General features: G+C 52.5%; 16 protein-coding genes. All 16 read right to left on the bottom strand.

Features of this window, described 5'->3' with window-relative positions; all coding sequences use genetic code 11:
- Window positions 1-38: 38 nt before the first annotated feature.
- Entirely contained in the window at window positions 39-2,054 is a 2,016-nt protein-coding gene (gene nuoG, locus CLV80_RS00550) for an NADH-quinone oxidoreductase subunit NuoG (RefSeq protein WP_106353650.1), read from the bottom strand.
- Window positions 2,055-2,194: 140 nt separating this feature from the next.
- On the bottom strand, window positions 2,195-2,602 hold the full coding sequence (locus CLV80_RS00545; RefSeq protein ID WP_165793281.1) for a DUF5333 domain-containing protein: 408 nt from the start codon (window positions 2,600-2,602) through the stop codon (window positions 2,195-2,197).
- Between the two features lie 135 nt (window positions 2,603-2,737).
- A complete protein-coding gene (locus CLV80_RS00540; RefSeq protein ID WP_106353647.1) occupies window positions 2,738-2,971 on the bottom strand; it encodes a hypothetical protein in 234 nt (77 codons plus the stop codon).
- Window positions 2,972-2,977: 6 nt separating this feature from the next.
- On the bottom strand, window positions 2,978-3,388 hold the full coding sequence (locus CLV80_RS00535; RefSeq protein ID WP_106353644.1) for a hypothetical protein: 411 nt from the start codon (window positions 3,386-3,388) through the stop codon (window positions 2,978-2,980).
- Complete coding sequence (gene nuoF, locus CLV80_RS00530; RefSeq protein ID WP_106353642.1) at window positions 3,385-4,671, bottom strand: NADH-quinone oxidoreductase subunit NuoF; 1,287 nt, start codon at window positions 4,669-4,671, stop codon at window positions 3,385-3,387. The genes CLV80_RS00535 and nuoF overlap by 4 nt, the downstream gene beginning before the upstream one ends.
- A complete protein-coding gene (locus CLV80_RS00525) occupies window positions 4,671-4,901 on the bottom strand; it encodes a DUF5337 domain-containing protein (protein WP_106353640.1) in 231 nt (76 codons plus the stop codon). Before CLV80_RS00525 ends, nuoF begins: the two co-directional genes overlap by 1 nt.
- A 51-nt stretch (window positions 4,902-4,952) precedes the next feature.
- Entirely contained in the window at window positions 4,953-5,636 is a 684-nt protein-coding gene (locus CLV80_RS00520) for a helix-hairpin-helix domain-containing protein (RefSeq protein ID WP_106353638.1), read from the bottom strand.
- 189 nt (window positions 5,637-5,825) lie between these two features.
- Window positions 5,826-6,938, bottom strand: coding sequence for an NADH-quinone oxidoreductase subunit E (locus tag CLV80_RS00515; protein WP_106353636.1), 1,113 nt, complete (start codon window positions 6,936-6,938; stop codon window positions 5,826-5,828).
- Window positions 6,938-7,063 (bottom strand): hypothetical protein, encoded by a 126-nt coding sequence (locus CLV80_RS18740; protein ID WP_279338287.1) that lies wholly within the window; start codon window positions 7,061-7,063, stop codon window positions 6,938-6,940. Before CLV80_RS18740 ends, CLV80_RS00515 begins: the two co-directional genes overlap by 1 nt.
- 14 nt (window positions 7,064-7,077) lie before the next feature.
- Window positions 7,078-7,413, bottom strand: coding sequence for a hypothetical protein (locus CLV80_RS00510; protein ID WP_243394334.1), 336 nt, complete (start codon window positions 7,411-7,413; stop codon window positions 7,078-7,080).
- Between the two features lie 33 nt (window positions 7,414-7,446).
- The gene (locus CLV80_RS18340; protein WP_165793280.1) at window positions 7,447-7,605 is read right to left on the bottom strand and encodes a hypothetical protein; all 159 of its coding nucleotides are present in this window, start codon (window positions 7,603-7,605) and stop codon (window positions 7,447-7,449) included.
- Window positions 7,605-8,843 carry an NADH-quinone oxidoreductase subunit D gene (locus CLV80_RS00505; protein ID WP_106353633.1) on the bottom strand — a complete coding sequence of 413 codons (1,239 nt, stop codon included), beginning with the start codon at window positions 8,841-8,843 and terminating at the stop codon, window positions 7,605-7,607. Before CLV80_RS00505 ends, CLV80_RS18340 begins: the two co-directional genes overlap by 1 nt.
- A 1-nt stretch (window position 8,844) precedes the next feature.
- Window positions 8,845-9,453: an NADH-quinone oxidoreductase subunit C gene (locus CLV80_RS00500; protein ID WP_106353631.1), complete on the bottom strand. Its 609-nt coding sequence runs from the start codon at window positions 9,451-9,453 to the stop codon at window positions 8,845-8,847.
- Between the two features lie 23 nt (window positions 9,454-9,476).
- Window positions 9,477-10,010: a NuoB/complex I 20 kDa subunit family protein gene (locus CLV80_RS00495; protein ID WP_106353629.1), complete on the bottom strand. Its 534-nt coding sequence runs from the start codon at window positions 10,008-10,010 to the stop codon at window positions 9,477-9,479.
- Between the two features lie 249 nt (window positions 10,011-10,259).
- Window positions 10,260-10,625, bottom strand: a complete 366-nt coding sequence (locus CLV80_RS00490; protein ID WP_106353627.1) for an NADH-quinone oxidoreductase subunit A — start codon at window positions 10,623-10,625, stop codon at window positions 10,260-10,262.
- A 110-nt stretch (window positions 10,626-10,735) separates the two neighbouring features.
- Window positions 10,736-11,668 (bottom strand): hypothetical protein, encoded by a 933-nt coding sequence (locus tag CLV80_RS00485; RefSeq protein WP_106353625.1) that lies wholly within the window; start codon window positions 11,666-11,668, stop codon window positions 10,736-10,738.
- Between the last annotated feature and the right edge of the window lie 89 nt (window positions 11,669-11,757).

The following is an 11,757-nucleotide window of genomic DNA, read 5'->3' as shown; positions in this document are numbered from 1 at the left end:
CAGCCCAAGGGGCCGAAATTCATGGGGCAAGCCCCGTCTTACTCCGCCGCCATCGCAGGATTATTCCGTGCTTTGGCGTTCGCACTCAGTTCAGCCATCAGGCTAGACGCGCGTGCGATTGGGTTTGTCAGGTAGAAATCCGTGATTGCGTACTTGAAATCCGCCTTACCCGGTTTTTTGACCGGGATCGGTTTCCATTCATTTTCCGTGACTTCGTCAATCTGACCCAAATGCGGATGCGCCGCGACGATCGCCTGACGCAACTGCGCCAAACTATCAAACGGCAGGGTCGCCCCTAATTCTGCGGACAGCGCCCGCAAGATTGCCCAGTTTTCCTTTGCCTCACCCGGTGGGAAGCTGGCGCGCAGCGCAAGCTGCGGACGGCCTTCGGTGTTTACAAACAATCCGTTTTCTTCGGTGTAGGCGGCGCCCGGCAGGATGATGTCGGCGCGGTGCGCACCACGATCACCATGTGAACCCTGATAGATCACGAATGCACCGGGGGCGATATCCACCTCGTCCGCGCCAAGGTTATAAACAACTTCTGCGTCTGAAACGGCGTCCATGCCACCTTCGGCAACGGCACCAACATCAAGCGCTCCAACACGTGATGCCGCAGCGTGCAGCACCATGAACTTTGCGCCCGCTTTGCCGGCTGCCTTCATAGCTTGACCCAGAACGGCCTCGCCATCGACTTCGTTCAATGCGCCCTGCCCGATGATGACAACACCGCGAACGCCCTGTTTGTCCGAGTGGTCCATCGCTGCCAGTTTTTCCAACGCAGCGCGATCAGTTCCCAATTCTTCGACATCATAAGTAAGGGCAGTGGCTTCGCCGATACGGGCAACTTTTGCGCCTTTTGACCAAGCCTTGCGAATACGGGCGTTCAGCACTGGTGCCTCAAGACGAGGATCAGTGCCAATCAGCAGAATCATTTCTGCATCATCAATGTCTTCGATCGCCGCAGTACCAACATAGGCAGAGCGGTTATCAGCAGGCAGTTTCACACCGTTAATACGGCTTTCAACAATACCACTCTGCCCTTCAATCAATTGCTTCAACGCAAAGGTCGCTTCGACAGGTGCTAGGTCGCCAACAAGACCAGCAAGTTTTTTACCCTTCATCGCCGCAGCGACAGCAGTCAATGCCTCGCCCCAACCTGCTTTGCGCAGTTTGCCGTTTTCACGAATATATGGCGTGTCCAAACGCTGGCGACGCAGGCCGTCCCAAACGAAACGTGTTTTATCTGAAATCCACTCTTCATTCACACCGTCGTGGTTCCGCGGCATGATACGCATCACTTCGCGGCCTTTGGTGTCAACGCGGATGTTAGAACCAAGCGCATCCATAACGTCGATAGATTCGGTTTTTGTCAGTTCCCATGGGCGGGCCGTAAATGCGTATGGTTTCGACACCAGCGCGCCAACGGGACAAAGGTCGATGATGTTACCCTGCAAATTAGAATCAAGCGTCTCTCCAAGGTAGCTGGTGATTTCAGCATCTTCGCCGCGGCCAGTCTGACCCATCTGCGAAATGCCTGCTACTTCGGTCGTGAAACGTACGCAGCGTGTGCAGGAAATGCAGCGCGTCATATGGGTTTCAACAAGCGGGCCAAGATCCAGATCGTCGGTCGCGCGCTTTGGTTCACGGAAACGGCTAAAGTCTACACCATATGCCATCGCCTGATCCTGAAGATCACATTCGCCACCTTGGTCACAGATCGGACAATCAAGAGGGTGGTTGATCAGCAAGAATTCCATCACGCCTTCACGGGCCTTTTTGACCATGGGCGAATTGGTTTTCACAACTGGCGGCTGGCCTTCTGGGCCGGGGCGTAAATCGCGCACCTGCATTGCACATGACGCAGCAGGCTTTGGTGGGCCGCCTACGACCTCGACCAGACACATGCGGCAGTTACCCGCAATCGACAAACGTTCGTGATAACAGAAACGCGGGATTTCGATCCCAGCTTCTTCACAGGCCTGAATCAGGGTCATCGCCCCATCAACTTCGACCTCAGTTCCATCAATGACGACTTTGCGTAGATCAGACATGGCGTGCCTTTATATTCCCGTTCGCGCCTTCCCCAACGATATGAGGTGGGACCGCGTTGGACGCGTTCTAGCGCGACCGGGAACATGATGCCAGTCGGTTTGGCAAAAAAGACGCCAAATTTCATGTCAAATTCTGCGTGTTAGCGCAACAACCAGCCTACGCGCGTATTTGCAGCGATTTGCGCATGTCCTACGGCGCAATATGTCGCGGGCTCTGCAGGAACGACTCCGAGCTGCCTAAGTTGCTGCCGTGCGATGCTTTCTAAACGATCTTTTTCAGCGTCATCATCAACATAGGCATCTATCTGAGCATCCGAATACCCTAAGTCACTTGCGCGCCGCTTCAGAGATTGAAGATAATTCAACCCACGCCAAGTGCGCGCACCGATGTCATCACATTTGCGCGAAATCTCATATGCCATACCAACATAGATAATACCGTTGCGCACCTCAGCGACATCCTTCAGCGGTGTTTGCGCGGCTAAAGGGCTAACCATGCCAGTGACAGCAATAGTAATTGCAGCGACAATCCCTGATGTTTTCGTCATGCGGTCTCTCCTATGAGGCGAAGGCGATTCATGCGCTTAGCTGAACCTCAATGTGTGTTTGTCGCGACGTTATTCAATATCAACGGGGGATTTTAGGTGACAAAACGCCGAACGATCCCCGCTTACGCATGGGTATCAACGCCTACGTTGGCGTGTTGGAGCAATCCCTGCAAACGACTTACGCAAAAAGGCGACGGTCAAAATCACCCCAATGATCGCAAGCCCAGCGGCCGCACCATACGCCCAAATTGGCGCAACTTCGGACCGCACAGCGACAACTGTAAACCACGCAGGCAAGCCACAAACGGTCAGCGTGACAAGGGCCGCGCAGAAACTGGCGGCCCCATCAAGAATATTGCGAAATGCCATTGGCGTTTAGACCGGCACCAAAAGCGCGCTTAGTGCAGTACCTTCAAGCGTTTCGGCGTCAGCGGCGCCACAAAGATCAGCACCCGTTAGCTCAACGCCGTGTTTTGCGACAAAGCTACGCTCGCTCACACCTGTTTCAGTTTCAATAGCGACACGCAACGGAATGGCAGACAGCGAACCCCGGCCGACTTCGTTGCGTTTTTCATTCAACTCCGCATCCAAGATCGCATCATAGCGATAACGAGGACAGCTGCGCGCAACATCGTTCGCAACCTTAAGCGTCGCATAATACAGTGGTGTCGACATGTTATATAGCTTTTGCACCGCCGGATCATCGAACGAACGCGCTGCGCCCGGTCCCGTTGCACATGCAGCAAGACTTAAAGCTGCTCCTAACATTACTCCGCGTATGATCATTCTGCAGCAATCCCCGCAATACGTTTATGTTTAATCCGGTCTTCAATATCGTCCCGGAAATTCCGGATAAGAGCCTGAATTGGCCATGCGGCCGCATCACCAAGCGCACAAATTGTGTGGCCCTCAACCTGTTTGGTCACATCAAAAAGCATATCGATTTCTTCAACCGATGCATCACCTTTTACCAAACGCTCCATAACGCGCATCATCCAGCCGGTACCTTCGCGACAAGGCGTGCACTGACCACAGCTTTCGTGCTTGTAGAATTTTGACAAACGCCAGATCGCTTTGATCATGTCAGTTGACTGATCCATTACAATCACGGCAGCAGTCCCCAACGAGGACCCTTTTTCTTTCAGGCCATCAAAGTCCATAATCGCATCGCGCATATTTTCGCCGCGTACGTTTGGAACTGATGAACCCCCAGGAATCACAGCCTTTAGGTTATCCCAGCCGCCCTTTATACCACCGCAGTGCTTTTCGATCAGCTCTTCAAAGGTGATACCCATTTCCTCTTCGACGACGCATGGATTGTTCACGTGACCTGAGATCGCAAACAGCTTCGTCCCTGCATTGTTCGCGCGGCCAATACCAGAGAACCAACCACCACCGCGACGCAAGATCGTCGGTACTACAGCGATTGATTCGACGTTGTTCACAGTTGTCGGGCAGCCATAAAGACCAGCACCAGCAGGGAATGGCGGCTTCATCCGCGGCATACCTTTTTTGCCTTCAAGGCTTTCTAGCAGCGCAGTTTCTTCACCACAGATATAGGCCCCTGCCCCATGGGTCAGGTAAATGTCGAAATCCCAACCGGATTTCGCAGCGTTCTTACCAACCAGACCAGCAGCATATGCTTCGTCAATGGCGGCTTGCAGCGCTTCGCGTTCGCGAATGTATTCGCCACGGATATAGATATAGCAGGCATGCGCGTTCATCGCGAAAGACGCGATCAAGCAACCTTCAACCAGCGTGTGCGGATCGTGGCGCATGATTTCGCGGTCTTTACATGTACCGGGCTCAGATTCGTCGGCGTTGACGACAAGATAAGACGGACGACCATCGCTTTCTTTAGGCATGAACGACCACTTCAAACCAGTCGGGAAGCCCGCACCGCCACGACCACGCAGGCCCGAGGCTTTCATCTCGTCTACGATCCAGTCACGCCCTTTTTTGATAATAGCGGCTGTACCATCCCAATGACCACGTGCTTGTGCGCCTGCCAAGGTACGCTCGTGCATACCATAAAGGTTGGTGAAAATACGGTCTTCGTCTTTGAGCATCAGCTTTCGCCCTTGTCGTTCTGGCGCGCGCGCCAGAGTTGAAATGTCTGCCACAGCGCAAAGCCAAAACCAGCGAGTGCTGCAAGGTCAAATAACGCGCGTGTCCGAATGGACCAACCGAAATGTGACCCCGCCCATGTAGCCAAAATCCATAAAGCACCAGTTCCGGCAAGAATCAACGCGGTGCGTTGTCCGGCCTTTGCCTGTTTTTCATCTGTTTTTTGGCTCATGTGTGGAACGGCGCCTTGCGACGCCGCCTTTCGTTTTCTTTACCTGATGGCTTAGCCAGCCGCCAGTGTCTTGGCTTGTTCTACCCATTTGTCACGGGTTGCACGACCCTTAAAGCCCTGCAAATTTTCATCTACCCATTTTTGTTCCGACGCACCCCATGATGCAACCTGATCAAAGTGGTAAATTCCCATACCGTTGAGCATAGCTTCAAGCTTTGGACCAACGCCTTTGATCTTTTTCAGATCGTCCGCCCCACCTTCACGTGCAGCCTTTAGTGCAACAGGTTTTCCGGCGTCTTCTGCCGCAACAGCGACAGGCGCTTCTTCGACTGGGTCCGCTTGGGTTGGTTCTGGTTCGGCAACTGGCGCTGCTTCTATAGCCGGTTCAGGCGCGTGCTCAACAACAGGTTCAGGCGCTGGCGCGACCTCCTCTGTCGTTGGTTCAACAATTGGTGAAGCCGTAATAGGTTCCACAATCGGAGTAGGTGCCATTTCTGGTGCAGGCGTCGTTTCCGGAGTCGCAGCAGCAGACGCTGGTGGCTCAACGGGCTTTATGAATGCGTCGGCCCAGCCGAACATCAGGACAACAAGAACAATCGCTGCAACAATCAAACCAATCAAAAGTGCGCCCAAAAAGCCAAGCTTGCTAAAAATCAGCAAGAGCAGAGCCAGAACACCGCCAAAACAGGCCGCAATCGCAATCATACGCGTGGTAATAGGTTTTGCTTCGTTCATCTTTTCAGTCTCCCTCGGACGGCAGCACGCCGACGCCGTCCTGTTTCGTCAAAGCACGGCCAATTTCGGCATTCCCGAACCGCGCTTCCCGAAACAATTACCCGTCAGGATGAAAAAACCTAAACATTTTATCGCAAAGGTCGAAAAATCAAGCGATTAGGCCAAATATGCGACCCAATCGCCGCGTTCTTAGCCTTTCGTTGCGAGCTCAGCAGCTTGTGCAGTCCAGTTATCGCGCACAATACGGCCTTTAAACTTCAACCGGCTATCAACCCAAACGACCTCTGCGTCTGTCCATTTTGCGATTTGATCAAAGTGCCAAAAGCCAAGTTCGTTCAAGACGCCCTCTAGCTTTGGACCGACACCGCTAATGCGTTTCAAATCATCGGCACCTGCTTTGCGTGGTGCCTTCATTGTCCGTGGCTTTTTCTCTGCGACGTCTGCAGCCGGTGCGGGTTGCACTTCCGGCTTACCCTTCGATTTCGCGACGGCTTCTTGTTTCGTGATACCCGTCTTATCGATCGGCTTCTTCGCCGCAGGTTTCGCAGCTTTGGGTTTGTCAGCAGCTTTCGGCTTTTGAGGGGCAGCGCTGCCGTCATTAATCCATGGCGTCAATAGCGGAACCTCGGTGCCATCGATACGCTTGACCGTGTCACCGATATCAACAGCAGCCTGCACGCTTGCGTTATACTTGGTCTTTCCGCTGTCATAGCCGCGCAACGACGTCAGGCCCTTAAGCGGCTCGGCCGCGAAACGACCGTTTTGTGGCCCCGGCACAGGTACCTGCCCTGCAGCTAGTTCATCAATGATTTCGCTAAGACGTGCCGCGGACAAATCTTCGTAATAGTCTTTGCCGATTTGGGCCATAGGTGCGTTCGCACATGAACCAAGGCATTCGACTTCTTCCCAAGAAAATTTACCATCAGCAGATAACGTATGCGCCTTGTCAGCGATCTTGTCTTTACAGACACCAATCAGATCTTCTGCACCACAGATCATACACGACAACGTGCCGCAAACCTGAATGTGTGCGATCGAACCCACAGGCTGCAATTGGAACATGAAGTAGAACGACGCGACCTCAAGCACCCGAATATAGGCCATGTCCAACATCTCGGCGATGTGTTCAATTGCAGGGCGGGTCAACCATCCCTCTTGCTCTTGGGCGCGCCACAATAGCGGGATCACGGCGGAAGCCTGACGCCCTTCGGGGAATTTTTTTGTCTGCGCTTCGGCCCATTTTTGGTTATCAGGCGTAAATGCAAACGTGGCTGGTTGTTCGTGGTATAGGCGGCGTAGCATTAGTTTATCCCAGTCATTACGGCGGCTGATGTGGTCAGTGCAAACAAGGTGGTGGGAACAATCCCACCAGGATTAAGGCCACCTAACAAAAGCAGCAGGCCCGGCAGGCCGATATTATTAATCATGCTGACGGATTCCATTATGGGCACTTCGCGGAAATAATTTCAAACGACCGCTGATCGGCAGCAACCTGCCCTCGTCCTTCGGCTTTCAGTTCGTTCATGATGCGGCCCAGATCTTCGACAGATAACGTCGCATCGGCAAGAACGATGGAAGAGTTGCTTTCGTTCACAACACAGCCGTTTTGTTCAACTGTGGTGACAAACCGTTCTTTGGCAGACAGCGGATTAACCACAGGCGCAATAACCGGCACAGGCGCTGGCGTAGTATCAGGACGAAAATCAGGCACTTGAAACGTTCCGCCAGTACAGGCCGAAAGCACAACAAACGAAAGACCGATCAGTTTACGCTTCATGTCTTCTATTCCTTCCAATATCCGCTAAGCGGTTCAAAGTTGGCCACGTAGCAACGTCACCAGAAACACAGCAATTGCACCAGCAATCGCAGATTTTACAAACCGACCACGGCCACGCGCAACAAGCCCACCAGCTATGCCAGAAACGGCACCAAGCATCAGCAGCCAAATATCAACCGTGATCGAACCCATTAGCGGTCGATCTCACCAAATACGACGTCCATCGTACCGATAATCGCAGCAACATCAGCCAGTTGGTGACCACCGGCCACGTGATCCATCGCCTGCAAATGCAAGAAACCCGGCGCACGCAGTTTTGCGCGGTAAGGTTTGTTTGATCCGTCAGCGACCAGATAGACGCCAAACTCACCTTTAGGTGCCTCGACGGCAGCGTAAACTTCGCCTGCAGGTACGTGGAAACCTTCGGTGTATAGTTTGAAGTGATGGATCAAAGACTCCATCGATGTCTTCATTTCGCCGCGCGTTGGCGGGGTCATCTTACCGCGTGCCATCACATCACCCTTTTCATGGCGTAGCTTTTCGCAGGCCTGACGGATAATCGAAGTGGATTGACGCATTTCTTCCATGCGACACAGATAACGGTCATAGCAGTCGCCGTTTTTACCAACCGGAATTTGGAATTCAAATTCGTCATAGCACTCATAAGGCTGTGAACGGCGCAAATCCCAAGCAAGGCCCGACCCGCGCACCATCACACCAGAAAAACCCCATTCTTGGATGTCTTCTTCGGTGACGATGCCGATATCAGCGTTACGCTGTTTGAAAATGCGGTTCTCTGTTAGCAGCCCGTCAATGTCGGCAAGAATTTTAGGGAACTCAACAGCCCAAGTATCAATGTCTTCGATCAGTTGATCAGGAAGATCTTGGTGTACCCCCCCCGGACGGAAGTAAGCCGCGTGTAAACGGGCACCGCAGGCACGCTCGTAAAACACCATCAACTTTTCGCGTTCTTCAAAGCCCCACAGTGGCGGGGTCAACGCGCCAACATCCATCGCTTGTGTCGTGACGTTCAACAAATGGTTTAGCACACGGCCAATTTCAGAATAGAGCACGCGGATCAACGATGCGCGACGCGGCACTTCGGTGCCTGTCAGCTTTTCAATCGCAAGACACCAAGCATGTTCTTGGTTCATCGGCGCCACATAATCCAACCGATCAAAATACGGCAGGTTCTGCAGATAAGTGCGGCTTTCCATCAGCTTTTCAGTGCCACGGTGCAGCAGCCCGATATGTGGATCGCAACGCTCAACAATCTCTCCGTCTAGCTCCAGAACCAAGCGCAACACACCGTGGGCCGCAGGGTGTTGCGGGCCAAAATTGATGTTGAAATTACGAATTTGCTGTTCGTCCGTCGCGGCGTCAGTAGAACCGTCATCGTACGTATTCGTACGGATATTCCCGTCCATCATATTACTTCGCCTCCTCTTTTTTTTCATCACCAGGCAGGATGTATTGGGCCCCTTCCCATGGTGACATAAAGTCGAACTGGCGGTATTCTTGGACCAGCTTCACTGGTTCATAAACGACGCGTTTTTGCACTTCATCATAGCGCACTTCGGTGTAACCCGTTGTCGGGAAATCCTTGCGCAGCGGATATCCGCGGAAACCATAGTCTGTCAGGATGCGGCGCAAATCTGGGTGCCCAGAAAACAGAATCCCGAACATGTCAAAAATCTCACGCTCAAACCAGTTCGCACTAGGGTGAACTGACAAAATTGACGGCATCATTTCATCTTCGCGAATCTGAACGCGCAGTCGGATGCGATGGTTCTGATACATGCTAAGAAAGTGGTAAACGACGTCAAACCTCTTTGCCCGGCTTGGGTAATCAACTGCCGTGATATCGACAAGGCTGGAAAATTTGCAGGCCTGATCGGTTTTCAAAAACTCCACAAACGTAACAAGCGAGGACGGTGCGACAGTGACGGTCAGCTCATCATGGGTGACTTCCCACGACAGGACGCAGTCGTTGCGCTTGGCTTCTAAAAGAGCGCCGAGTTCATTGAGTGCTTCGGTCATATTATTTCCTTTCAGCACGCGCCTTAGCGCACGATCGTCCCGGTCCGGCGAATTTTGCGTTGCAGCTGCAAGATACCGTACAACAGTGCTTCGGCGGTTGGCGGGCAACCCGGCACATAGACATCAACAGGCACAATGCGATCACAACCACGTACAACTGAATAGCTATAGTGATAATAGCCGCCGCCGTTTGCGCATGATCCCATAGAAATCACGTAACGCGGTTCGGGCATCTGGTCATAAACCTTGCGCAGCGCCGGCGCCATTTTGTTGGTCAGCGTACCAGCAACGATCATCAGATCAGATTGACGTGGGGAAGCCCGCGGCGCTGTGCCAAACCTTTCCAGATCATAGCGTGGCATAGACGTGTGCATCATTTCCACGGCGCAACATGCAAGACCAAAGGTCATCCAGTGCAGTGATCCGGTGCGCGCCCAATTAATCATATCTGCGGTGCTGGTCACAAGGAAACCCTTGTCCTGCAATTCGCGATTAAGGGTCTGGGTGGCAGCTTCCTTGTCGGCGCCCGCATCGTTCGGGCCGGTGGCGATCCCCATAAGTGCGTCTTTCCTTATCAGTTACCATGCAGACCAAGGGCCTACCTTTTGCAAGTTAGGAACTACGCTTGGTCCCCCCTAAGGTCAAGACAGCACAGCCGCTTACAGCCTATCAATCAGATCAGTTTCCAACGAATAGCGCTGAATTTAACCGATAATGTGCATGGCGGCATTGAACGTCGCACATCATGACAAAAATGCCGATCGCAATTGCAACCGGCATTCAAAAATTCCAACGACAGAGTTAGGTTATTCCCACTCGAGCGCGCCTTTTTTCCACTCATAAGCAAAGCCTGCGGTCAAAACGCCCAAGAACACCATCATTGACCAAAAACCGACCATGCTGATGTCCTTGAATGCGACAGCCCACGGAAACAGGAACGCAACTTCGAGATCAAAGATAATGAACAGGATCGAAACGAGGTAAAACCGAACGTCGAATTTCATCCGCGCATCATCAAACGCGTTAAACCCACATTCATAAGCCGACACTTTTTCAGGGTCAGGGTTACGCACCGCAACAATCGCCGCCGCAAGAATCAGGATCAATCCCAACGCGACCGCCAGCCCCAGAAAAATCATGATCGGCAGATATTCAGCAAGCATTTCCTGCATAGCGGGTCCTTTTTGGCACAGCATGCGTCTACGCACACCTAAATATAGCTATCTGCTGCATACCCCTGCCCCTAAGAAGGGTCAATAAGATCAGGGGGACAAAGGCAGGCTTAATCCAATAAAGGCTGCCGGGGGGATAAAATCATACCGGCGATCGAAAGGAGCGATACAGCATGCGACAAGCCATTCGCGCAACTTGGCCCACCCTGCAACAGTTCGGCGACTTCAACCAAGTTATCTGTTTGTTGGTCCATCAGCCAAAAAACAGCATGCATTCCAAGTGTGAAATCACCGGGTATTTCAGTAATTTTAACCTGACAACCATCGTCTTTGGCGACAAATCTATACGACGTCACAGTCACCGCGCCGTCAGCAAGTACCAACATGACTTCGTGGTTTGACACGTCGGACTTTAGCACCTTTGCGTCTAGCTTCACCACCATTGGCTGTGTGGGGTCTTCGGGGTCTAAGTCATGCTGCGAGACCACAGCCACATCAAAAAACCCCTTATCATCCGCGCTACCCGTCATGACACGTCCACGGCGCGTATCTGGGCGTAAACCAAATTGCCGGCTTGCAACAAATGCAGCGAAAGGAACGTCCAAATGTGTTTTTAGACGAAAGTGAACCACCGGGCCAACGTAGATAATTGCTTCGATTAAGAACTGCGCAACAAGCATGACAACGATAACCAGCAGCATCCCCATACCAATCAGCAGTACCAAAGCCGCATCGCGATACGGCATCGGCGCAAAATTCCCGAGCACACTCAACAAAGGTACAGCAGCCATGAAACCGCTTATCGAAATCGACAGACTTAGAGCTTCGAGCGGAACATTCGGAAACAATACCACATGTGCGATAATCACCGTGCTCACGATCAAAAGGATACTAGCAGCTCGCTGCATGGGTAATGTGGTCGGATCCAAAGCACCAACAAGCAAAAGAACCAAACCGGCCAAAATAACAGACGTAAAGATCACGCGCCGTAGCCGTGTGATCCGATACAATGCTTGTTCAAATGTAGGCCAACTAAAAGGCATTCAGTTCCCCTTTTGGCACCGGTTAGTGGCAAATTCAGTCAGAAGTGCGACAGAATTTCGACCTTATGTGTTGGACGGCGGAACTACGC

It is taken from the genome of Yoonia maritima (assembly GCF_003003285.1).
In the GTDB taxonomy this organism is placed as follows: domain Bacteria; phylum Pseudomonadota; class Alphaproteobacteria; order Rhodobacterales; family Rhodobacteraceae; genus Yoonia; species Yoonia maritima.
This window is presented reverse-complemented; position numbering and strand designations above follow the sequence as displayed.